The organism is Rhodanobacter sp. FW101-FHT13A11 (genome assembly GCF_058790335.1).
Window position 1 is genome coordinate 7,741 of sequence record NZ_JBYTCN010000001.1, and the last position, 19,793, is coordinate 27,533.

A 19,793-nucleotide genomic window follows, 5' to 3' on the forward strand; every position below is an offset into this window, starting at 1 on the left:
AGGGAACGGGGGAGGGCCGACCCACGCCACGGTTCGAACCACGCACGGAAAACCTATGGCAACCCAGAACCCGCCCGTCTCGCAGACGCGGTCCTTCAGCACCGTCTTCCTGATCGAAATGTGGGAGCGCTTCGGCTTCTACGGCATGCAGGTGTTGATGGTCACCTACATGGTGAAGAAGCTCGGCTTCGTCGACAGCAAGGCCAACCTGATCTGGGGCGCCGCCGCGGCGCTGATCTACGCCACGCCGGCGATCGGCGGCTGGGTCGGCGACAAGCTGATCGGCACCCGCCGCACCATGCTGCTCGGCGCCGTCGTGCTGACGCTGGGCTATGTGATGTTGTGGGTTCCCACCAACAACGCCTACTTCCTGTACGTCGCGCTCGGCGTGATCATCGTCGGCAACGGCTTCTTCAAGCCGAACGCCGGCAACCTGGTGCGCAAGATCTACGAGGGCGACGACACCAAGATCGACAGCGCCTTCACCATCTACTACATGGCGGTGAACATCGGCTCGACCATCTCGATGCTGCTGACGCCGTGGATCCGCGACTACGTGGGCGCGAAGTACGGCGATGCCTGGGGCTGGCATACCGCGTTCGGTGTCTGCGCGATCGGCCTGGTGCTCGGCCTGGTCAACTACACGCTGATGCACCGCACGCTGGCGCACATCGGCTCGCCGGCCGACGACAAGCCGGTGGACGTCAAGCGCCTCGGCACCGTGCTGCTGGCCGCGATCGGCATGGTGTTCGTCTCCGCCTTCATCCTGCAGGACCAGACCGTCGCCAAGTGGTGCGTGTACGCCGCCGGCGTGGTGATCCTGGGCATCTTCACCCACCTGATCCGCAGCAGCGAGCAGCATGAGCGGGCCGGCCTGATCGCGGCGCTGGTGCTGACCGTGCAGACGATCTTCTTCTTCATCTTCTACCAGCAGATGTCGACCTCGCTGAACCTGTTCGCGCAGCGCAACGTCGACCTCTCGTTCGAGCTGTTCGGCCTGCACCTGTTCAACTGGATCCCCGAGCAGTTCCAGTCGCTCAACGCGATCTGGATCGTGCTGCTGAGCCCGGTGCTGGTGTTCGCCTACAACACCATGGGCAAGGTCGGCAAGAACCCGTCGGTGGCGGCCAAGTTCGCCTGGGGTTTCGCCGCGGTGGCGATCGGCTTCTTCATCTACGGCGTCGGCGCCCGCTTCGCGGTGAACGGCCAGGTCTCCTCGTGGATCATGGTGTGGGGCTACGGCCTGTACTCGCTGGGCGAGCTGCTGGTGTCGGGCCTCGGCCTGGCGATGATCGCGCGCTACGTGCCGGCGCGGATGGGCGGCTTCATGATGGGCGCCTACTACGTCGCATCCGGCATCTCGCAGTACCTGGGCAGCGTGGTGGCGAACTTCGCCAGCGTCCCCACCGACATCAAGGATCCGCTGGTGTCGCTGCCGATCTACACCGCGCTGTTCAACAAGCTCGGCTTCGCCGGCGTGGCCTGCACGGTGATCGCGCTGGCAATGCTGCCGCTGATGAAGAAGCTGTCGAGCAGCCATTCCGACTCCGTCGCCAGCAACCCGCTGCCGCCCGTGCGCAGCGAGGAATTCAACACGCCGTCGTGATCCGCCGGGCCCGTCGCGCACGGCGCGCCGGGCCCGACGGTTTCAGCAAGCCTGGATGACCGCCATGCCGCACCGGCATTCCCAACGCATCGGCCCGTTCGCACTGACGCGCACGCTGGCGTGGCTGCGGATCTGCGCCATCGCGGGCCAGAGCACCGCCGTGCTGGTGTGCGCATGGTGGATGCGCCTGAGCATCCCTCTGTTGCCGCTGCTGCTCGGCATCGGCCTGCTCGGGGTGTTCTCGGTGTTCGCCGCGTGGCGGCTGACCCAGCCGTGGCCGCTGCGCGAGTGGGAGGCGGTGGGCCACATCGCGTTCGACACGCTGGTGCTCGGCTACCTGCTGTACTTCACCGGCGGCGCCAGCAACCCGTTCATCACCCTGCTGCTGGTGCCGATCGCGCTCAGCGCCGCGGCGCTGTCGGGCCGGGCGGTACTGGCGGTGGCTGCCCTGGCCGGCGTCGCCTACGTGATCCTGCTTTACTCGTTCGTGCCGTTGCCGCTGCCGATGCCCGCCGGCTCGACCAGCCGCTTCACGCTGCACGTGGTCGGCATGGGCGTGAACTTCGTGATCATGGCGCTGCTGCTGAGCTTCTTCATCAGCCGGTTGGCCCGCGTGCTGCAGCAGCAGCAGCTCGAGGTGCAGCGGGTGCGCGAACGCGCGCTGCGCGACGAGGGCATCCTGGCGATCGCCACCCAGGCCGCCGGTGCCGCGCACGAGCTCAACACGCCGCTGTCGACCATGCGCACCCTGCTGCCCGAGTTGCGCCGCGAGCATGCCGGCGATGCGACGCTGGCCGAGGACCTGGCGCTGCTGGAAGGCCAGGTCGACCGCTGCCGCACGATCCTTCGCGAGATGGTCGCGTTCGGCAAGGCACAGCTGTCGCAGGAGCCGGAGCGGCTCACGGTGGCCGCGTTCATCCACGGCTGCCTGGAGCGCTTCCAGCTGCTGCGGCCCGAGGCCGAGCTGGATCTCGCGCTGGACCCGGAGATCGCCCGCGTCGTGCTGCGCACGCCGCCGGGCCTGCGCCATGCGTTGCTCAACCTGCTCAACAATGCCGCCGATGCCTCGGCCATCAACCAATCGCACGCGGTGGCGCTGCAGGTCGCGCGCGACGGCGACTGGCTGCAGCTGGGTGTGCGCGACCACGGCCCCGGCTTCGACGCCACCGGCGAACTGACCCTCATCGGCCACTCGCAGAAGCAGACCGGACTGGGCATTGGCCTGGCCCTCGCCGAAGCGACCGCCGAACGGCTCAACGGCGAGCTGGTCGCCAGCAACACCGGGCACGGCGCCGAGGTCTGCCTGCGCCTGCCGCTGGCGGTGATCGCCGAAAAATGACCCGCCGGGCGCGCTTCCGGCAGAATGGGCCACCGAGCCACCTCCAGGAACCACCGCCATGACCGAGTTGCCCCACGCCGCCACGGCCCGCCCGCTGCTGCTGGTCGACGACGATGCCACCTTCCTGCGCGTACTGGCACGCGCATTGGCTTCGCGCGGCTTCGAGGTCATCACGGCCGGCAACTTCGACGAGGCCCGCGCGCTGACGCGGCGGCATCATCCGCGCTACTGCGTGCTCGACCTGAAGCTGGGCGAGGAAAACGGCCTGCGCCTGATTCCCGAACTGCACACCCTGGTGCCGGACCTGCGCGTGCTGCTGCTGACCGGCTACGCCTCGATCGCCACCGCGGTGGAGGCGATCAAGCGCGGCGCCCACGACTACCTGGCCAAGCCGGTCGACGCCGACGCCGTGGTGCGCGCCCTGCTCGACGGCGACAGCGACGTCGAGGACAGCGACCTGCCGGACACCCCCGAGCAGCCGTTGGCACTGCGCCGGCTGGAATGGGAACACATCCAGCGCGTACTGACCGAGTGCGACGGCAACATCTCCGAAACCGCCCGCCGCCTCGGCATGCACCGCCGCACCCTGCAGCGCAAATTGAGCAAGCACCCGGTGCGCGAACGCCCCGACCGCGAAGACTGACCAGGGCGGCACGCGTAGGAGCGCACCCTGTGCGCGATAGCTCTTGGCGTGGTTCGGCATCAGGGCATCGCGCACAGGGTGCGCTCCTACGTGCATCCCGAGTCGGGCACCTTTCGCCGTGCCTGCGCATCCCATCGCCGACCACCGCTGCGACAACGCGCCATCTGTCGCGCGCACGGCAGCGGGCTATCCTCGCAACCCTAGACCACCATCCAGAGTGTCGCCTTGAATCCCCTGCCGCTCGGCCTTTGCGCAGTCGCACTCGCCGTATCCGCCGGCCCGCTGCTGGCCGCCGACGATCCCGCCCCCGCCACCACCACCCTGGCACCGGTCTCGGTACACGCCAGCGACACCATGGTGATGGAGACGCCCAGCGTACGGGTGCGCGTCGACCGGCAGAAGCTGCTGCAGCAGAACGTCACCGAAAGCGCCGATGCGCTGAAGTACGCGCCGAACATGATGGTGCGCAAGCGCTACATCGGCGACCCGAACGCGGTGATCAGCGGCCGCAACGCCGGCACCCTGCAGAGCGCGCGCAGCCTGGTCTATGCCGACGGCCTGCTGCTCTCCAACCTGATGACCAACGGCTGGGACGGCGCGCCGCGCTGGGGCATGGTGGCGCCCGAGGAGATCGGCGCCGTCGACATCCTGTACGGCCCCTACTCCGCGCTGTACCCGGGCAACTCGCTGGGCAGCACCGTGCTGATCCACACCGTGCTGCCGCAGCGGTTCACCGCCAGCGCGAGCACCCAGTTCTTCAGCCAGGACTACCGCGACGCCTACGGCGCCGGCGGCCACTACAACGGCCGCCAGGCCGCCGCCACGCTGGGCGACAAGCAGGGCCGCTGGAGCTGGCTGCTGGAACTCAGCCGGCTCGACAACCGCGGCCAGCCGATGCAGTACGCCACCGCCCGCGCCGGCGGCAATGCGGCCACGGCGATGCCGGTCAGCGGCGCCGTGCTGGACCGCAACCCGAACGGCACGCCGCGGCTGGTCTACGGCGCCAACAGCATCGGGCACACGGTGCAGGACCAGGCCAAGCTGAAGGTCGGCGTCGATCTCACCGACCGCGTCGCCGCGCTGTTCACCGTGGGCTGGTGGCACAACCGCGCCGAAGACCGCACCCGCAGCCTGATCCGCGATGGCGCCGGCCAGCCGGTCGCCGGCGGCGTGATCAGCGCGGCAGGACGAACCTGGACCCTGCCGGCCAGCGGCCTGTCGCCCTCCTCGTCCGGCGACACCCAACTGCTGTACGGCGCCGAGCTGAACGGCCGCCTCGACAACGGCTGGCGCTGGACCGCGGTGGCCAGCCACTACGACTTCCTGCGCGCGCAGGCGCACAGCGCGAACCGGGCCGAACCTGGCAGGCCGGTCAACGGCCCCGGCACCGTCGCCGACAAGGCCGGCTCCGGCTGGGACACCGTCGACCTGCGCAGCTCCGGCCCGCTCGGCGAGCGCCACATGCTGTATGCCGGCGTGCACGGCGACCGCTACGTGCTGGACAGCCGGGTGCGCAACGCCAGCTACTGGCTCGGCGCGGCCGACGGCGCACTGCTCAGCGCGTTCGCCGGCCGCACGCAGACCCGCGCGCTGTACCTGCAGGACGTGTGGAGCTTCGCCCATGCCTGGGCGTTGACCCTGGGTGGGCGCCTGGAGCAATGGCGCGCCTACGGCGGCCTGCTCGGCAACGCCAGCAGCACGCTGCGCTATGCCAACCGCCGGCGCACCGATTTCTCGCCCAAGGCGGCGCTGAGCTGGGACCTCGCCGACGGCTGGGAGCTGCGCCTGGCCCACGGCAAGGCGGTGCGCTACCCCACCGTGACCGAACTGTTCCAGGGCAGCCTGTCGGCCAACGCGATCGTCAACAACAACCCCGCGCTGAAGCCCGAGACCGACGAGTCCACCGACCTCACCCTGACCCGCCACCTGGAGCACGGCCACTGGCGCGTCTCGCTGTATCAGGACCGCATCGCCGATTCGCTGTACTCGCAGACCGACATCACCGTCACTCCCACCGTCACCAGCGTGCAGAACATCGACAAGATGCGCAGCCGCGGCATCGAGGGCGAGCTCGGCCTCACCGACTTCTGGCTGGACGGCCTCGACCTCTCGGCCAGCCTCGCTATCAACGACGCGAAGACGCTGGCAGACCGCCAGTACCCGCGGGCCAACGGCAAGACCTTCCCGCGCATCCCGAAAGTCCGCGCCAGCGTGTTCGCCGACTACCGCTTCGCGCCGCAGTGGGATGCCTCGCTCGGCATCCGCCATTCCGGCCGCCAGTACGGCACGCTGGACAACAGCGACTACGTGGACAGCTACGGCGCGGTGAGCCGCTTCACCGTGGCCGACGCGAAGCTGCGCTGGAAGTTCGCGCCGGGCTGGACCGCCGCGCTCGGCGTCGACAATCTCACCAACGAACGTTACTGGGTCTACCATCCCTACGCCGGCCGCACCTGGTTCGGCGAGCTGCGCTGGGAGTTGTGAAGATCCTTCCAGCCAGGCGCGCACTACTCCCTCCCCTGCTTGCAGGGGAGGGTTGGGGTGGGGTCGCTCTTGATCACAAGGCCAAAAGCCGTACCCCCTCCCAGCCTCCCCCTGCAGGCAGGGGGAGGAGTAACGCTTGCAACCCCGGGAATCCGCCATGCGCCACCTGCTGATCATCCTGCTCTGCCTGCTCTCGCCCGCGCTGCTCGCGCACGACGGCATGCACATGGAGATGCCCAATGGCCCCGAGCTGGGCGCCAGCGCCGCGTTCGACAGCCACGGCCGGCTGTACCTGGTGGACGCGGCGGACGGCCATGTGCGGCTGCGCCATTCGGACGACGACGGCCGCACGCTGAGCGCGCCGGTCGAGGTGAACGCCACGGCCGAGCGTATCTACGCCGAAGGCGAGAACCGCCCGAAGATCGCATTCGGGCCGCACGACGAAATCCATGTGAGCTGGTCGCAGCCGCGCGCCGAGCCGTGGACCGGCTTCGTGCGTTTCGCCCGCTCGCTGGACCATGGCGAACACTTCAGCGACCCGCTGACCGTGCACCGCGATCGCGCCGAGATCACCCATCGCTTCGACGCGCTGGCGGTGGACGGCAAGGGCCGCGTCGTGGTCGCCTGGATCGACAAGCGCGACCTGCTCGCCGCCACCGCCACCGGCAAGCCGTACCTGGGCGCCGCGATCTACTACAGCTGGTCGGACGACGGCGGCGCCAGCTTCGCGCCCGAGCGCAAGCTGGTCGACCAGAGCTGCGAATGCTGCCGCATCGCGCTGGCACGCACGCCTGATGGCGAAGTCGCCGCGTTCTTCCGCGGCATCTACGACGACAACATCCGCGACCACGCCTATGCGGTGTTGCATACGGACGGCCGAACCAGCCAGGTCGAACGCGCCACCTTCAGCGACTGGCGGATCGCCGGCTGCCCGCACCACGGCCCCGGCCTGGCGATCGGCCGCGACGGCACCCGCCACGCCGTATGGTACGAGGCCAAGGGCCAGTCCACGATCTGGTACGGCCAACTCGACCCCGGCCATGCACCGAAACATCCGCTGGCGATCGCCGGCGCCGGCGCCAGCCACGCCGACGTGGCCGTGCACGACCGCACCGTGCGGGTGGCCTGGAACCAGGTCGGCGCCGACGGCTACGTGCTGATGCTGCGCCGCTCGACCGACAACGGCGCGCGCTTCGACGCCGCCCGCGAAATCGCCCGCAGCAGCGGTGCGGTGGGCTCACCGCAGCTGCTGCTGAAACAGGGCCGCGCGTTCGTGGCCTGGAACACCGCCGCCGGCTTCCGCCTGGTCGAGGTACCGCGATGAAGCGCCTGCTGCTCGCCTTCGCCCTGTGCCTGCCGATGCTGGCCAGTGCCGCCGCGTTGCAGCCGCTGGCCGCCGCCGACATACCCGCCCTGCTGCAGACGCCGGCGCACGGCACACGGATCATCGCGCTGTGGTCGCTCGATTGCGCCTACTGCGAACCGAACCTCGCGGCGCTGGCCGCGCTGCAACGCACCGACCCGCAAGGCATCGAGCTGGTCACCGTGACGACCGACAGCATCGCGCTGCGCCAGGCGATCGAAGCACGCCTGCACGACATGAAGATGGACGTCTATCCCGCGCGCGCCTACGCCGAAGCCTCGCCCGAGCGCACCAACTTCCTGCTCGACCCGCACTGGGGCGGCGAAACCCCGCGCGTGCTGGTGATCCGCGCCGACGGCAGCCGGCTGGGCATCAGCGGCGCGCTGACACCCGCACAACTGCAAAAGCTCTTGTAGGAGCGCACCCTGTGCGCGATGGCTCTTCGTTACGTGACGAAAAGCATCGCGCACAGGGTGCGCTCCTACAGAAGCAGAGGCGCCGTCTAAGGCTGCGCGACGCTATCGGCCGGCGCCGGCGCCGGCAACTCCGCGGTGCCGTCGTCCTCGTCGCTGAAGAGCGCCACGTGCGGCACGCCGTCGGCGCCGACCCAGCCGCGGTACATGCCGTCGGTGTTGAACGGGATCGAGATGTGGCCTTGCGCATCCAGCGCGATCGCGCCGCCGTTGCCACCCATCGACGGGATCTCCTGGTTGATCACCTCGGCGGCGGCGCGCTTCAGCGGCACGCGCATCTGGGTGACCTTCATGCAGATCTCGTGCGCGGCCACGGTGCGGATGTAGAACTCGCCCCAGCCGGTGCCCGACACCGCGCAACCGCTGTCGGCATAGGTGCCGGCGCCGATGATCGGCGAGTCGCCGATGCGGCCCCAGCGCTTGTCGTTCATGCCGCCGGTGGAGGTACCCGCGGCCAGGCGGCCTTGCGCATCCAGCGCCACTGCGCCGACCGTGCCGAAGTGCCTGGCCGTCTCGACGTCCGCATGCGGCTGCTTCGCGGCATCCTCCTTCAGCGCCTTCTGCAGCTGCTGCCAGCGTTCCTCGGTGCGGAAGTACGACGGATCGACCAGGGCGATGCCGTGCTCCCTCGCGAAGGCCTCGGCGCCCGCGCCGGACAGCATCACGTGCGGCGACTGCTCCATCACCGCGCGGGCCAGCAGGATCGGGTTCTTCACCCGCTGCACCCCGGCCACCGCACCGGCACGCAGCGTGTTGCCGTCCATGATCGCCGCGTCCAGTTCGTTCTTTCCTTCGTGGGTGAACACCGCGCCCTTGCCCGCGTTGAAGTTCGGATCGTCCTCCAGCACGGTGATCGCCGCGGCCACCGCATCCAGCGCGCTCCGGCCCGCCTTGAGCCGGGCGTAGCCGTTCTGCAGCGCCTGGGTCATCGCCGCGCGCACCGCCTGCTCCTTCGCCGGCGTCATGTCGCGCTTGATCACGCCGGCGCCGCCGTGGATCACCAGCACGGGCGGGACGGCGGCGTGGCTCATGGCGGCAACCCCAAAAGCGGCGAAGGCAAGGAACAGGCGGTGCGGTCTCACGTGGGCGTTCTCCCGGACAACGGCACGAGTATACCGGGGCCCGGTTTGTCACTTGGGCGCGAAACGCACCCGCTTGCCGTCCAGTTCCGGCTTCATGCCGACGAGGTCGGCCACCCGCTGCAGCGCCGTGCCCGCCGGCATGTCGTCGAACGACAACGTGACCGGGGCATTGCCCAGCGCGTCCGGATTGACGAGCGTCCAGCCCGCCTTCGCCGCTATCGATTCCGCCACGGCGCGCGCCGTGCCGTTCGTGACATGTTCGGTGACCTTGACCGGAGAGGCTTCGGCAGCCACACGTGCCGGACAGCCCGCCTGCGGCGTGACGTCGATGGCATACGCATGCTTGCCGTCCACTCCGCTACCGGCGGCGTGCAACGTCTTGCCGAGCGCACCGTGCAACTGGCCGGGTACCTGCGGCGGGGTGCCGGCGCCGGTCACGGCAAGGTCGATGCGTACCTGTCCATCGCCGGCGGGCACGGTGGTCGCTTCGACCTTCAGGGCGCCCACGCTTGCCGCCGCGGCCTTGCCGGGCGCCATGCACAGCGCGAGGACCGCCGTCTCCACATGGCGCTTGTGGCCGTCGTCGTTCGTCAGCTCGACTTGCATGTCCAGCTGGTATTCCGGACCCTGGACCTTCCGGGCCGTGCGCTCTCCTTGCGGCGCACTGGCGGCATAGACCGAACCGGCCACGATGACGGCGAGTGCGAGGCCGGCGATCGTCCCGGCTTGCCGACGCCGGCGGTTCGGTGATGGCAGTTTCAACATGGCAATACGCTCCGTAAGTGGATGACGAGGGGACCACGTGCACCCCACTGGCAGCGCGAACGCGGCCGATTGGGTCTTCAACATCGCGTTCGCATAGCTGCGGCGCTGTTTCCCGTGCTCGCGCAGCACGGCGGCGTCGCAGGCCAGTTCCTGGTCTTGGCGCAGCGCGGCCAGCGCCCACCATGCCAGCGGGTGGAACCAGCACAGCGCGGCAAGGGTTCGCGCCAGCAGGCACCACCAGCCGTCGCGGCGGCGCGCATGGGCGGCCTCGTGGGCGAGGATCAGCGCACGCTCGCCGACGTCGTAGCGCTGCTCGAAATCCGCCGGCAGCACGATGCGTGCGCGCCAGGCGCCGACCAGGGCCGGGCCGACATCCGTGCCCGCGGCGCGCAGCACCGGCCAGCGGGAGGACAAGTTGGTCACGGCCGTGGCTCCACGCAGCCGGGCGCGGTAGCGCTTCTGCGCGAGCACGGCCAGCAGCAGGCTCAACACGCTGCCGGCAAGCCAGACCAGCACGACGCCGGCGCGCCAGTCGGGGGCACTTGCGCGTGCGGCATCCGCCGGCAACGCGCCGGCAACCGAGATGATCGCGATCACCGCTGGCGGCAGCGTCGCGACCGGCGCCGCCGCATGCGGCAGCTGGCTGGCCAGCATCGCCAGCGGCGGCAGCAGCCACAGCTGGAACGCGCGCTCGGCGCCGAACAGGCGGCGGCACGGCTTGCGCAATGCGGCCACCAGCAGCGCGGCGGCGGTGAAGGCGAGGATCAGCAGCCAGCCGCGCCCGAGCCAGTCGATCCCGATCCAATCCATTCCGACCCGCTCAATGTTGTTCATCGTCGAGCTCCTGCAGCAGCTTGCGCAGTTCGGCGATGTCCTTCTTCGACAGCTTGCGCTGTTCGGAGAAGTGCGCGACCAGCGGCGCCACGCGGCCACCGAACAGGCGGTCGAGCAGCCCCTTGCTCTCCTGCTGGACGTACTGCTCGCGCTTCAGCAGCGGCGTGTAGAGATAACGGCGACCATCGCGCGCGGCGTGCACGGCCTTCTTCCGCAGCAGGCGATTTAGCAGGGATTTCACCGTGCCCTCCTGCCAGTTCTGCGTCGGACCGACCTCGGCGAGGATCTCCTCGGCGCTGCGCGGGGCTTCGCGCCACAGCACATCCATCACCACCGCTTCCGCTTCGCTGATCGCCATGAGTCACCGTTTACGCGTGTAAGTGAAATGATGTTTACATGCGTAAATGCTCACGTCAAGCCGTGCCGCAATGCCACGCGAAGCGCGGGGTCCATGCCATGTCCAGCCAATGGTTTCAGTGACGTCGCAAACGGGGTCCGTGACGCCTGGTCTGCCGCTGGATCCGACCGTCGTCGCACTGCGCGCGCCCTGAATGCGAGCCCGCGCGTTGCCGCAACAGCAATGTGCGGTCAACGTGGCGCGGCTGCGCCTGCCTGCCACGTCCAGCGATCGCCGGGCACCGGCGTGCCGTCCTGCGTTTGCGGAAAGACCACCGCGCTGCGCGGCGCCACGTGCAGCTGCATGCCCGCACGCAGGCCGAGGCGGGCCAGATCCTCGCTCGCGACATCCGCTTCCAGCGTCTGCTCCGGCGCATCCACGGCAAGCTCCAGGTGCGCGATGCTGCCGGCGGGATAGACATGCCGCAGGCGCGCCGTCCAGCCGGGCTGCGCGGCAGACGCGTCCAGCGCGAGATGCTCGGGCCGCACGTAGGCGACCGCGCGCGCATGCCGGCCCTGCCACGGATCGTCGCCGAGCACCCACGTGCCGGCGGCCAGCCGGCCTTGTTCGCAGCGCAGCGGCAACCGGTTGACCTTGCCGATGAACTCGCATACGAACGGCGTGGCCGGCTGCTGGTAGATGGCCTCGGGCGAACCGACCTGCTCGATCCGCCCCCGGTTCATCACCGCGATGCGGTCGGCAAGTTCCAGCGCCTCTTCCTGGTCGTGGGTGACGAACACCGTGGTCAGGCCAAGCTCCTCATGCAGCTCGCGCAGCCAACGACGCAGGGCGACGCGCACCTGTGCATCCAGCGCGCCGAACGGTTCGTCCAGCAGCAGCAGGTCGGGCTCCACCGCCAGCGCGCGGGCCAGCGCGACGCGCTGGCGCTGGCCGCCGGACAGCTGCGCCGGATAGCGGCTGCCGAGGCCTTCCAACTGCACGCGCTTCAGCAGCCGCTCCACCCGTTCGCCGACCTCGGCGCGCGAAGGACGTGAGCGCCGCGGACGCACGCGCAGGCCGAATGCGATGTTCTCGGTCACGGTGAGGTGGCGGAACAACGCGTAGTGCTGGAACACCAGGCCGACCCCGCGCTCGCGCGCATGCATGGCGAGGAAATCCTCGCCGTCGCGCGAGACGCCTCCGCTGTCGGGATAATCCAACCCGGCCAGAATGCGCAGCAAGGTGGTCTTGCCCGAGCCGGACGGCCCCAGCAGGGCAAGGAATTCGCCCGGCGCAATGGTCAGGCTGACATCGTCCAGCGCGGGAAAATCGGTGAAGCGGCGTTGCAGGCGGGAAAGTTCCAGGGTCATGCGACGTCCTTCAGTGGCCGCCGGGTGCATGGGCGGCGATCTCGTTGCCGTAGCGCCATTCCAGCAAGGTCTTCACGGCAAGCGTGACCAGTGCCAGCAGGGCGAGCAGCGAGGCCACCGCGAACGCGCCGGCAAAATCATATTCGTTGTAGCGCATCTCCACCTCCAGCGGCATCGTGGTGGTCAGCCCGCGGATGTGGCCGGACACCACCGACACCGCGCCGAACTCGCCCATCGCGCGGGCATTGCACAGCAGCACGCCGTACAGCAGCGCCCAGCGGATATTCGGCAGGGTCACCCTGAAGAACATCTGCCAGCCGTTCGCACCGAGCACGCGCGCGGCCTGTTCCTCCTCGCTGCCCTGTGCCTGCATCAGCGGGATCAGTTCGCGCGCGACGAACGGCAGCGTGATGAATACCGTCGCCAGCACCAGCCCCGGCACGGCGAAGACGACGCGCACGCCGCGTGCGTCGAGCCAGGGCCCGAACCAGCCCTGCGCGCCGAACAGCAGTACGTAGACCAGGCCGGCGATCACCGGCGAGACCGAGAATGGCAGATCGATCAGCGCGCCCAGCAGCGCCTTGCCGCGAAACTCGAAGCGCGCCATCAGCCACGCCGCCGCCACGCCGAACACCAGGTTGAGCGGCACCGCGATCGCCGCCACCAGCAGGGTCAGGCGGATCGCCGCCAGCGCCTCGGGCTGGCGGATGCTGGCCAGATAGGCATGCATGCCGGCACGCAGCGCCTCGACGAACACCGTCGCCAGCGGCAGCAGCAGGAACAGCACCATGAAGCCGACCGCCACCAGTACCAGCGCGCCGCGCAGCAACCGCCGCGGCCAGTCCGGCGGACGCGTCGATGCAGGCGCCGATGCATGCGCGTTCATCGTGCCGGCTCCGCCCAGCGGCTGCTCCAGCGCTGCAGCAGCGTGACCGCCAGCAGCAGCACGAACGAGAACAGCAGCATCACCGCGCCCAACGCGGCGGCGCCGGCATAGTCGAACTGCTCCAGCTTCTGCACGATCAGCAGCGGCGCGATCTCCGAGTGCAGTGGGATATTGCCGGCGATGAAGATGACCGAACCGTATTCACCCACCGCGCGCGACAGCGCCAGCGCGAAACCGGTCAGCAGGGCCGGCAGCAGCAACGGCAGGATCACCCGCAGGAAGGTCTGCCAGCGCCGCGCCCCCAGGCTCTCGGCGGCCTCCTCCACGTCGCGCTCCAGCGATTCGAGCACCGGCTGCAGCGTGCGCACCACGAACGGGAAGCCGACGAACACCATCGCCAGCAGCACGCCCAGCGGCGTATACGCCACCTTGATGCCGAACGCCGCGAGCCAGCCGCCGAGCCAGCCGTTCGGCGCGTACAGCGTGGTCAGCGCGATGCCGGCCACCGCGGTCGGCAGCGCAAACGGCAGGTCGATCAGCGCGTCGAACAGGCGCCGCCCGGGGAAGCGGTAGCGCACCAGCACCCACGCCACCAGCAGGCCGGCCACCATATTGATCGATGCGGCCAGCAGCGCCCCGCCGAAACTCAGCCGCAGCGCCGCCAGCGTGCGCGGCGACGCCAGCAGGTGCAGCAATCCGGCGAGGCCGATGCCGGATGCCTTCCACGCCAGCGCCGCCAACGGCAGCAGCACGATCAGCCCGAGGTACGTCAACGCGTAACCCAGGCTGATGCCGAACCCCGGCAGGATGCGACGCCGCACGGGACTCAGCTGCCCGGGCCGATCTGGTCGAAGATCGCGCCGTCGGCGAAGAACTTCGCCTGTGCCTGGCGCCAGCCGCCGAACACCTCGCCGATGGTGAAGGTGTCCACCTTGGGGAACTGCACGGCAAACTGCTGCGCTACCTGCGGCGAGCGCGGCCGGTAGAAATTCCTGGCCTCGATCGCCTGCCCCTGCGGCGAGTAGAGGAATTTCAGGTAGGCCTCGGCGATCGCACGCGTACCGTGCTTGTCGGCATTCCTGTCGACCACCGCCACCGGCGGCTCGGCCAGGATGCTTGCCGACGGCACCACGATCTCGAACGTGCCCTTGCCGAGCTCGCGCTGCGCCAGCAGCGCCTCGTTCTCCCACGCCAGCAGCACGTCGCCGACACCGCGCTGGGCGAAGGTATTGGTGGCACCGCGAGCGCCGGTGTCCAGTACCGGCACGTGCTTGAACAGTTCGTGCACGTACGCGCGCGCCTTTGCCTCGCTGCCGCCGGGCTGCCTCAGCGCATAGCCCCACGCGGCCAGGAAATTCCAGCGCGCGCCGCCGGAAGTCTTCGGGTTCGGCGTGATCACCGCCACGCCGGGCTTGATCAGGTCGGGCCAGTCCCTGATGCCTTTGGGATTGCCCTTGCGCACCAGGAACACGATGGTCGAGGTGTACGGCGAGGCGTTCTGCGGCAGCCGCTGCTGCCAGTCCTTCGCCAGCAGGCCCCGATCGGCGATGGCGTCGATGTCCCAGGCCAGCGCCAGCGTGACCACGTCGGCCGGCAGGCCGTCGGCTACCGAACGCGCCTGCTTGCCCGAACCGCCATGCGACATCTGGATGGTGACGTTGTCGCCGTGCTGCGCCTTCCATTGCGCGGCGAAAGCCGCATTCACGTCGCGGTAGAGTTCGCGGGTGGGGTCGTACGACACGTTCAGCAGGGTCACGTCCCTGGCGATCGCCGTCGTCGCCACCAGGGTTGCCGCGAGTGCCAGCCATGCAGGGAACTTGATCATCGCCGTCTCCGTTCCGGTCGGGGAAGGTCAGCCTATCAACTCGACAGGATGCCGCGAACTTGCGAAATCGCATAAGGTTATGCGCGTCCGTGCCGCGCCGGCGAACCGGCTTGCGACCATGGTACAAGGCCGGCCCGGGCCAATCCGTCGTATCCTTGGCAGCTGACCCTCACCGAGGAAGGCACAGCGATGGACAAGGTTTATCCGAGCGCGGCGAAAGCCCTTGACGGCCTGTTGTTCGACGGCATGACGATCGCCGCCGGCGGTTTCGGCCTGTGCGGCATCCCCGAGAACCTGATCGGCGCGCTGCTGGAGGCGGGCACCCGGGACCTGACCATCGTCGGCAACAACGCGGGCGTGGACGACTTCGGCATGGGTCCGTTGCTGAAGACGCACCAGGTCAAGCGCGTATACGCCTCCTACGTGGGCGAGAACAAGGAGTTCGAGCGGCAGACCCTGGCCGGCGAGCTGGAGCTGCACCTGACCCCGCAGGGCACCTTGGCCGAGAAGCTGCGCGCCGGCGGCGCCGGCATCCCCGGTTTCTACACGCGCACCGCGTTCGGCACCAAGCTGGCCGAGGGCAAGGAGACCAAGGTCTTCAACGGCAAGGAATACGTGCTGGAGGAGTCGATCACGGCGGACCTGTCGATCGTGAAGGCATGGAAGGGCGACGCCCACGGCAACCTGGTGTTCCGCGAGACTGCGCGCAATTTCAACCCGATGATCGCCACCTGCGGCAAGGCCTGCGTGGCCGAGGTGGAACACCTGGTACCGGTCGGCGAGCTGGACCCGAACAACATCCATGTGCCGGGCATCTACGTCGACCGCATCGTGCAGGGCGCGAAGTACGAGAAGCGCATCGAGTTCCGCACCATCGCCGGCGTGGCCGGCGGCAAGGAAAGCCCGCTGCGCGTGGCGATGGCCAGGCGCGCCGCGCAGGAACTGCGCGACGGCTTCTACGTGAACCTGGGGATAGGCATCCCCACCATGGTGGCGAACTACATTCCTGCGGGCGTCAGCGTCACCCTGCAATCGGAAAACGGCCTGCTCGGCATCGGCCCGTTCCCCACCGAGGACCAGATCGACCCCGACCTGATCAATGCCGGCAAGCAGACCATCACCACGTTGCCCGGCTCCAGCTTCTTCTCCAGCGCGGAGTCGTTCGCGATGATCCGCGGCGGCCACATCGACCTGTCGATCCTGGGCGGCCTGGAAGTATCCGCGCACGGTGACCTGGCGAACTGGATGGTGCCGGGCAAGATGGTCAAGGGTCCGGGCGGCGCGATGGACCTGGTCAGCGGCGTCAAGCGCGTGGTGGTGCTGATGGAGCACACCGCGAAGGACGGTTCGCCGAAGATCAAGAACCAGTGCGACCTGCCGCTCACCGGCAAGCAGGTGGTGGACCTGGTCATCACCGACCTGTGCGTGTTCGAGGTGGAGAAGGGCAAGGGCCTGACCCTGGTCGAGCTCAACGATGGCGTCAGCCTGGACGAGGTGAAGGCGAAGACCGGCTGCGCGTTCGCGGTGGCCCCGGCGCTGGCCGGCTGACCCGCAGCGGCGCTCGCGGGCGGGCCACACCCGCCCTACAGCTGTCCGCTCCTGCCCGCCTCGCCGATCGGCAGCGGGTGCGGGAAACGGATGCGGGCGATGTTCTCGCTCCCGGGGCAGGTCTGCAGTTCCAGCGGCCACGCAAAACGTTCGCTGATCCGCAGCGCGATCGCCAGCTCGAAACCGTGCCGGTCGGCGTCGCGCACCCGCAGCGGGCGCGGGTGGTCGCCTGCCGCCTGCGGCGGGATCCTGTTGCGCACGCTGACCGCGCCGGGCAGCACGCAGATCACCACGCTGCCCTGCTCGGTCTGCTGGCAGGCATTGCGGATCAGCTGCCAGCACAGCACCGAGAACGCCTGCGACGAGCCCCGCAGCGCAAAGCGGGCAGGCTCGTCCAGCAGCAGCTCGATCGGCCGGCCGGCGATCAGTTCGCGGGCGGACTCCACTTCCTTGCGCACGACATCGTTGACCACGAAGTACTCGTCGTCGGTGGCGCTGTCCGTCTCGCGCGCCAGGATCAGCAGGGCCTCGACCAGCACCTCCATCTCGCGGGTGGCGCGCTTGATCCGGCGCACCGAGCGCATGCCGAAGTCGGTGAGGCCCTCTTCCTCGGCCAGCATGTCGATCGACATCTTGATCACCGTGAGGGGGCTGCGCAGCTCATGGCTGGCGTCGCGGGTGAAGTTGCGCTCGCGCTGGTTGTAACCGGCCAGGCGGGTGGCGAAACCGTGCAGGCCACGCGCCAGCGAGGCCACGTCCGCATCGGTGTCGGCGGACAGCTGGTCCAGGTGCAGGGCCGCCGGATCGAACAGCTGGCCGTCCCACCGGCTCACCAGCCGGGCCAGCGCACGCACCGGTCGCCACTCGCGCCGGGTGGCGAACCACGCGAGTGCCGTGGCGAGCACGATCACCGCAATCACCACGGCCGTCGGCACCACGTCATAAAGACCCAGCACGGTGACGGCTACCACCGTCAGCGACTGCAGCCCGAAGACCCGGCCGATGCGCCAGCGGAAGGCACCCACGCGGCTGATGACTGCGTTGGCGCGGCTATCCATTACATGCAAGTGCCATGTGCGTTGTCAGGCTGTCTGGGGCACGGACGCCACTTCCGATTCGAGATCCGCGAGTCGGTACCCTGCGGAGTGGATGGTATGTAGCAGGGGCCGCGCAAAGGGTTTGTCGATGACCCGGCGCAGGTTGTACAGATGCGAGCGCAGGGTATCCGAGTCGGGCAGCGTATCGCCCCAGATCTCGCGCTCGATGTCGCGCCGGCTGACCACCCGTGGCGACTCGCGCATCAGGATCGCCAGCAGCTTCAGGCCGATCGGCGAAACGGTCAGTTCCTGGCCGTCGCGGGTCAGCCGCAGCGTGGCGGTATCCAGGGTCATGTCGCCGACCGTGAGCACCTCGGTGGAGACCTGGCGGCGGTCGCGGCGGATCAGCGCGCGCAGCCGTGCCTCCAGCTCGCGCACCTCGAACGGCTTCACCAGGTAATCGTCGGCGCCGGCCTCGAGCCCGGCCAGCTTGTCCTCCAGCGTGTCGCGGGCGGTCAGCATCAGCACCGGGGTGGATTTCTTGGCCTCCCGGCGCAGCTTGCGGCAGACCTCCAGCCCCTCCAAGCCCGGCAGCATCAGGTCCAGTACCAGCACGTCATAGCTGTTGGATACCGCCAGGTGCAGGCCGCTCACGCCGTCGGCGGCGTAATCCACCGAGTAGCCGCGGCGCTCCAGGAATTCACCGACCATCTCGGCTATCTGGCGGTTGTCCTCGACCAGCAGGATCAGTCCCGCCTGTTCGTCATGTACGGTCATCGTCCTTACCTCCATGCCTTCACATACGTGAAGAGCTAAGCGGGATACAAGTGACGACCGCGTGAAACCGGGCCGCGGCGGTTCAGAGCCGATTCGGTTTCAACGCAGCAACGCCTGCAACGGCTTCCATACGGTATCCAGGACCCGCGGCTGGGCGGCAGCCACCGGATGCAGTCCGTCCGCCTGCATCAGCGCCGGGTCGAGCGCGACGCCCTCGAGCAGGAACGGCACCAGGGCAACGTGCCGGCTTTGCGCCAGCTCCGCGTAGATCGCGCGCAGCCCGTCACGATAGCGCGGACCATAGTTCACCGGCAGCTCGATGCCGACCAGCAGCACCCGCACCTTCGCCTGTTGCGCGGCCCGGATCGTCGCGTCGAGGTTATCGCGCAGCGCCGGCAGCGGCAGGCCGCGCAGGCCGTCGTTGGCACCCAGTTCCAGCACCAGCACGGCCGGCCGGTACGTCGCCAGCAGCGCCGGCAGGCGGTTGCGACCGCTCAGCGAGGTCTCGCCGCTGATGCTGGCATTGATCGCGCGCCACTTCGGTACCATCTGGTCGAGACGCGCACCCAGCAGATGCACCCAGCCGGCCTCGACCGGGATGTTGTGCGCGGCGGACAGCGAATCACCCAGCACCAGCACGGTTTTCGGCGCCGCCGCCTGGGCGCTGCCGATCCCGCACAGAAAAACCAGCAACCACAGGCATCGACGCATGAGCGATTCTTCCCGGCCTCTTCTTGAAGCCTGCGATGTTAGCAAGTCGGTCAACGGCCCCGAGGGGAGACTGGAGATCCTCAGCCAGGTCAGCCTGCAGGTGCGGCCGGGCGAGAGTTTCGCCATCGTCGGCGCCTCCGGCTCCGGCAAGACCACCCTGCTCGGCCTGCTGGCCGGGCTGGATACGCCGGACGGCGGCAGCATCGCGCTGGACGGCCATGCGCTGCAGCGGCTGGACGAGGAGGCCCGCGCCGACCTGCGCCGACGCCTGGTCGGCTTCGTGTTCCAGTCGTTCCACCTGCTGCCCGCGCTCACCGCCGAGGAGAACGTGATGCTGCCGCTGGAGCTGGAAGGCAGCAGCGCAGCGCGCTCGCGCGCACGCGAAGCGCTCGAAGCGGTGGGGCTGGGCGCGCGGCGGCGGCATTACCCGGCCCAGCTCTCCGGCGGCGAGCAGCAGCGGGTGGCGATCGCCCGCGCGTTCGTGCACGGCCCGCGCGTGCTGTTCGCCGACGAGCCCACCGGCAACCTCGACCAGCGTACCGGCCACCACATCTGCGACCTGCTGTTCGCACTGAACCGCGACCACCACACCACCCTGATTCTGGTCACCCACGACGCCACCCTGGCCGCGCGTTGCGATCGCCGGATCGAGCTGGAAGAAGGTCGCGTGGCTTCGCGCATGGAAACACCCGCATGAACAAGAGCAGCACGAT

The 19,793-nt window shown here is 69.1% G+C and carries 18 protein-coding genes; 8 read left to right on the forward strand and 10 right to left on the reverse strand.

Annotated elements, in window-relative coordinates; genetic code table 11:
- Positions 1-55 precede the first annotated feature (55 nt).
- The 6 genes from AC3WRN_RS00055 to AC3WRN_RS00080 all read left to right on the forward strand — a co-directional run bounded on the left by AC3WRN_RS00055 (position 56) and on the right by AC3WRN_RS00080 (position 7,851).
- Positions 56-1,606, forward strand: a complete 1,551-nt coding sequence (locus tag AC3WRN_RS00055; RefSeq protein ID WP_492621380.1) for a peptide MFS transporter — start codon at positions 56-58, stop codon at positions 1,604-1,606.
- Positions 1,607-1,670: 64 nt separating this feature from the next.
- Positions 1,671-2,945, forward strand: a complete 1,275-nt coding sequence (locus tag AC3WRN_RS00060; RefSeq protein ID WP_492621381.1) for an ATP-binding protein — start codon at positions 1,671-1,673, stop codon at positions 2,943-2,945.
- 58 nt (positions 2,946-3,003) lie between these two features.
- Positions 3,004-3,588, forward strand: coding sequence for a response regulator transcription factor (locus AC3WRN_RS00065; RefSeq protein WP_068093406.1), 585 nt, complete (start codon positions 3,004-3,006; stop codon positions 3,586-3,588).
- A 225-nt stretch (positions 3,589-3,813) separates the two neighbouring features.
- Positions 3,814-6,072 (forward strand): TonB-dependent receptor, encoded by a 2,259-nt coding sequence (locus AC3WRN_RS00070; RefSeq protein WP_492621382.1) that lies wholly within the window; start codon positions 3,814-3,816, stop codon positions 6,070-6,072.
- Between the two features lie 157 nt (positions 6,073-6,229).
- Complete coding sequence (locus AC3WRN_RS00075; RefSeq protein WP_492621383.1) at positions 6,230-7,396, forward strand: sialidase family protein; 1,167 nt, start codon at positions 6,230-6,232, stop codon at positions 7,394-7,396.
- Positions 7,393-7,851 carry a hypothetical protein gene (locus AC3WRN_RS00080; RefSeq protein ID WP_492621384.1) on the forward strand — a complete coding sequence of 153 codons (459 nt, stop codon included), beginning with the start codon at positions 7,393-7,395 and terminating at the stop codon, positions 7,849-7,851. The genes AC3WRN_RS00075 and AC3WRN_RS00080 overlap by 4 nt, the downstream gene beginning before the upstream one ends.
- 86 nt (positions 7,852-7,937) lie before the next feature.
- On the opposite strand, the gene AC3WRN_RS00085 is transcribed toward AC3WRN_RS00080, so the two are convergent.
- The 7 genes from AC3WRN_RS00085 to AC3WRN_RS00115 all read right to left on the reverse strand — a co-directional run bounded on the left by AC3WRN_RS00085 (position 7,938) and on the right by AC3WRN_RS00115 (position 15,007).
- Positions 7,938-8,939, reverse strand: a complete 1,002-nt coding sequence (locus tag AC3WRN_RS00085) for an isoaspartyl peptidase/L-asparaginase family protein (protein ID WP_492621385.1) — start codon at positions 8,937-8,939, stop codon at positions 7,938-7,940.
- A gap of 99 nt (positions 8,940-9,038) precedes the next feature.
- On the reverse strand, positions 9,039-10,589 hold the full coding sequence (locus AC3WRN_RS00090; protein WP_492621386.1) for a M56 family metallopeptidase: 1,551 nt from the start codon (positions 10,587-10,589) through the stop codon (positions 9,039-9,041).
- Positions 10,576-10,947: a BlaI/MecI/CopY family transcriptional regulator gene (locus tag AC3WRN_RS00095; protein ID WP_068093400.1), complete on the reverse strand. Its 372-nt coding sequence runs from the start codon at positions 10,945-10,947 to the stop codon at positions 10,576-10,578. The genes AC3WRN_RS00090 and AC3WRN_RS00095 overlap by 14 nt, the downstream gene beginning before the upstream one ends.
- A gap of 230 nt (positions 10,948-11,177) precedes the next feature.
- The gene (locus tag AC3WRN_RS00100) at positions 11,178-12,296 is read right to left on the reverse strand and encodes a sulfate/molybdate ABC transporter ATP-binding protein (protein ID WP_492621387.1); all 1,119 of its coding nucleotides are present in this window, start codon (positions 12,294-12,296) and stop codon (positions 11,178-11,180) included.
- A 10-nt stretch (positions 12,297-12,306) separates the two neighbouring features.
- Positions 12,307-13,182, reverse strand: coding sequence for a sulfate ABC transporter permease subunit CysW (gene cysW / locus AC3WRN_RS00105; RefSeq protein WP_068093396.1), 876 nt, complete (start codon positions 13,180-13,182; stop codon positions 12,307-12,309).
- Positions 13,179-14,003, reverse strand: coding sequence for a sulfate ABC transporter permease subunit CysT (cysT, locus tag AC3WRN_RS00110; RefSeq protein WP_492621388.1), 825 nt, complete (start codon positions 14,001-14,003; stop codon positions 13,179-13,181). Before cysT ends, cysW begins: the two co-directional genes overlap by 4 nt.
- Before the next feature lie 5 nt (positions 14,004-14,008).
- Entirely contained in the window at positions 14,009-15,007 is a 999-nt protein-coding gene (locus AC3WRN_RS00115) for a sulfate ABC transporter substrate-binding protein (protein WP_492621389.1), read from the reverse strand.
- 189 nt (positions 15,008-15,196) lie between these two features.
- On the opposite strand from AC3WRN_RS00115, the gene AC3WRN_RS00120 reads away from it, so the two are divergent.
- Positions 15,197-16,555, forward strand: coding sequence for a 3-oxoacid CoA-transferase (locus tag AC3WRN_RS00120; RefSeq protein WP_068093391.1), 1,359 nt, complete (start codon positions 15,197-15,199; stop codon positions 16,553-16,555).
- A 35-nt stretch (positions 16,556-16,590) separates the two neighbouring features.
- On the opposite strand, the gene AC3WRN_RS00125 is transcribed toward AC3WRN_RS00120, so the two are convergent.
- The 3 genes from AC3WRN_RS00125 to AC3WRN_RS00135 all read right to left on the reverse strand — a co-directional run bounded on the left by AC3WRN_RS00125 (position 16,591) and on the right by AC3WRN_RS00135 (position 19,080).
- Positions 16,591-17,613 carry a sensor histidine kinase gene (locus tag AC3WRN_RS00125; RefSeq protein WP_492621390.1) on the reverse strand — a complete coding sequence of 341 codons (1,023 nt, stop codon included), beginning with the start codon at positions 17,611-17,613 and terminating at the stop codon, positions 16,591-16,593.
- Between the two features lie 24 nt (positions 17,614-17,637).
- Positions 17,638-18,369, reverse strand: coding sequence for a response regulator transcription factor (locus tag AC3WRN_RS00130; RefSeq protein WP_492621391.1), 732 nt, complete (start codon positions 18,367-18,369; stop codon positions 17,638-17,640).
- Positions 18,370-18,468: 99 nt separating this feature from the next.
- On the reverse strand, positions 18,469-19,080 hold the full coding sequence (locus AC3WRN_RS00135) for an arylesterase (protein WP_068093384.1): 612 nt from the start codon (positions 19,078-19,080) through the stop codon (positions 18,469-18,471).
- Between AC3WRN_RS00135 and AC3WRN_RS00140 the strand changes: the two genes are divergently transcribed.
- A complete protein-coding gene (locus AC3WRN_RS00140; protein WP_492621392.1) occupies positions 19,079-19,777 on the forward strand; it encodes an ABC transporter ATP-binding protein in 699 nt (232 codons plus the stop codon). The genes AC3WRN_RS00135 and AC3WRN_RS00140 overlap by 2 nt on opposite strands.
- Positions 19,778-19,793: the final 16 nt, after the last annotated feature.

What these genes read in the sequence shown, in the direction of transcription:
- AC3WRN_RS00130 (WP_492621391.1), bottom strand. Translation starts at nt 18,369, where the DNA reads ATGACCGTACATGACGAACAGGCGGGACTGATCCTGCTGGTCGAGGAC.
- AC3WRN_RS00135 (WP_068093384.1), bottom strand. Translation starts at nt 19,080, where the DNA reads ATGCGTCGATGCCTGTGGTTGCTGGTTTTTCTGTGCGGGATCGGCAGC.
- AC3WRN_RS00085 (WP_492621385.1), bottom strand. Translation starts at nt 8,939, where the DNA reads ATGAGCCACGCCGCCGTCCCGCCCGTGCTGGTGATCCACGGCGGCGCC.
- AC3WRN_RS00075 (WP_492621383.1), top strand. Translation starts at nt 6,230, where the DNA reads ATGCGCCACCTGCTGATCATCCTGCTCTGCCTGCTCTCGCCCGCGCTG.
- AC3WRN_RS00125 (WP_492621390.1), bottom strand. Translation starts at nt 17,613, where the DNA reads ATGGATAGCCGCGCCAACGCAGTCATCAGCCGCGTGGGTGCCTTCCGC.
- AC3WRN_RS00080 (WP_492621384.1), top strand. Translation starts at nt 7,393, where the DNA reads ATGAAGCGCCTGCTGCTCGCCTTCGCCCTGTGCCTGCCGATGCTGGCC.
- AC3WRN_RS00090 (WP_492621386.1), bottom strand. Translation starts at nt 10,589, where the DNA reads ATGAACAACATTGAGCGGGTCGGAATGGATTGGATCGGGATCGACTGG.
- AC3WRN_RS00140 (WP_492621392.1), top strand. Translation starts at nt 19,079, where the DNA reads ATGAGCGATTCTTCCCGGCCTCTTCTTGAAGCCTGCGATGTTAGCAAG.
- AC3WRN_RS00115 (WP_492621389.1), bottom strand. Translation starts at nt 15,007, where the DNA reads ATGATCAAGTTCCCTGCATGGCTGGCACTCGCGGCAACCCTGGTGGCG.
- cysW (WP_068093396.1), bottom strand. Translation starts at nt 13,182, where the DNA reads ATGAACGCGCATGCATCGGCGCCTGCATCGACGCGTCCGCCGGACTGG.
- AC3WRN_RS00060 (WP_492621381.1), top strand. Translation starts at nt 1,671, where the DNA reads ATGCCGCACCGGCATTCCCAACGCATCGGCCCGTTCGCACTGACGCGC.
- AC3WRN_RS00055 (WP_492621380.1), top strand. Translation starts at nt 56, where the DNA reads ATGGCAACCCAGAACCCGCCCGTCTCGCAGACGCGGTCCTTCAGCACC.
- AC3WRN_RS00120 (WP_068093391.1), top strand. Translation starts at nt 15,197, where the DNA reads ATGGACAAGGTTTATCCGAGCGCGGCGAAAGCCCTTGACGGCCTGTTG.
- AC3WRN_RS00065 (WP_068093406.1), top strand. Translation starts at nt 3,004, where the DNA reads ATGACCGAGTTGCCCCACGCCGCCACGGCCCGCCCGCTGCTGCTGGTC.
- AC3WRN_RS00100 (WP_492621387.1), bottom strand. Translation starts at nt 12,296, where the DNA reads ATGACCCTGGAACTTTCCCGCCTGCAACGCCGCTTCACCGATTTTCCC.
- AC3WRN_RS00095 (WP_068093400.1), bottom strand. Translation starts at nt 10,947, where the DNA reads ATGGCGATCAGCGAAGCGGAAGCGGTGGTGATGGATGTGCTGTGGCGC.